The organism is Streptococcus sp. 'caviae' (assembly GCF_001937065.1).
Taxonomy (GTDB): Bacteria; Bacillota; Bacilli; order Lactobacillales; family Streptococcaceae; genus Streptococcus.
Genome location: NZ_MOWR01000018.1, coordinates 1 through 1,604, shown reverse-complemented (window position 1 = coordinate 1,604; position 1,604 = coordinate 1). Strand labels below are relative to the sequence as shown.

The following is a 1,604-nucleotide window of genomic DNA, read 5'->3' as shown; positions in this document are numbered from 1 at the left end:
AATGAATCATTCCCGTAGTTAGTTTTTTGTCCGATTTGTTATGGTTCGATGGAAGATAGTAATGGTATTTCCGTATTCTTAACAGTTAGTACACGATATGCAATGATAACATTTCTTACAAAAGCAAAAAAGGGCGCAATACCCCCTCGTGTACTTGGTGATTTTTTTGAACCTGCTAAACTACCCAACTCGCAAGATGAGTTTTTTGACCTGTCTTGACTTTCCCTAAGGCAAATCCAATCATCACTAAAAAGCTCATGGCTACAGCTAAACTCATCTTCGTTAACCCTCTAATGGTATGAGTCTCAAATCTAAAGTCCCTGTCTAGTCGTCCATTCACTCGCTCCACAGCCGTTCGCTTCTTGTATAGCCTCTTGAACTTCTTACTATCTCGCGCTACTCGATTAAAGATAATCGGTTCAACACAGCGTTTTAAACGAAAAATACGGCTATCTTGATACTTAGGGTGAAAACCATAGCGTAAACTATCACTAGAAGAATCATACCCTTTATACCTGAGCTGAATCGCTTGCCCGCTATCATCTACCCAAAAGACTTCTCCTGTTTGGTTATAAATCAAATCAGTATCCAAATATTGCCTGGTGTCATCTTCTTTCCATTTATGTGGGTTATCAATAATCGAGACGATAGGTGCCTCCTCCAAAAGATTTTGAAGAGAACTGCCACTATAACCTTTGTCTGCCATTAGGTACTTCCCTTTTTCAAGCATCGTTTGGCTTAAGTTCCTAATGAGCCGTTTAGCGATTGTCGGTTCCCCTTTTGAGGCTGAGGTTACCTTCCAAGCCACTGGTAACTCATAAGTCGTATCAACGATAAGATGACAACGAAAGCCATAATGCTTTTCTTTGGTTACTGTCCCATTCGTATGATGTCGCTGTTTGATACCAATATCGGCATCTAAATCGGCACGCTGATCTTTCTTTTTCTTCTGTTTACCATAAGGCGTCGCATAGCTATCAATGAATTTGCCATCTAAGGCCAAGTTAACACCGAAATCTGGAAGGAGTCCATATAGCTCATGAACGCCAGATAGCACCCACTCTTCAATATCTGGACAGACTTCTTTTAAATCTTGAATGAAGCGCGAATAAGAGGATTTTGAGGGAGCATGAACCAGCTTTATCATCCCATTTTTTGATTTAACCCCATGGGTTTCAAACCCACAGATTTGACGCAATTGACTATTCATATTAAGCTGGCGAATCAACTGTTGATTGGTTTCCAATTGAAGAACTATTTTAGCGATGTAGGCAATGAAGTAGGACTGGATGGTGTAGTCTTTACGACCATGTTTTCGCTTAGCTTCTAACTTGTCAAAGCAATCCGTTTCTGGAAGACCATCTAATACCATCAAAATTTTTTCCAAATCACCTAGTTCGTGATCCTCAAAAAGGTTAAGTTGTGTTATAATTTTCATAGTGAGACCTCGTTAATAGAGATTTTGTGTTAAAACTATTATAACGCTTTGACGTTTCATTGAGGCTCACAAAAGGGAAAAATCGCTACTTATCGTGGCGATTTTTCTTTTTGGGTGTTTGAAAAGCTATGCGGGGTATGGGATAACTAACTACGGGAATGATTCA

At 39.6% G+C, this 1,604-nt stretch carries 1 protein-coding gene; it reads right to left on the bottom strand.

What is annotated here, in order from left to right; all coding sequences use genetic code 11:
- Nucleotides 1-175: 175 nt before the first annotated feature.
- Complete coding sequence (locus BMI76_RS10415; RefSeq protein WP_075347468.1) at nt 176-1,438, bottom strand: transposase; 1,263 nt, start codon at nt 1,436-1,438, stop codon at nt 176-178.
- Nucleotides 1,439-1,604: the final 166 nt, after the last annotated feature.

What these genes read in the sequence shown, in the direction of transcription:
- BMI76_RS10415 (WP_075347468.1), bottom strand. Translation starts at nt 1,438, where the DNA reads ATGAAAATTATAACACAACTTAACCTTTTTGAGGATCACGAACTAGGT.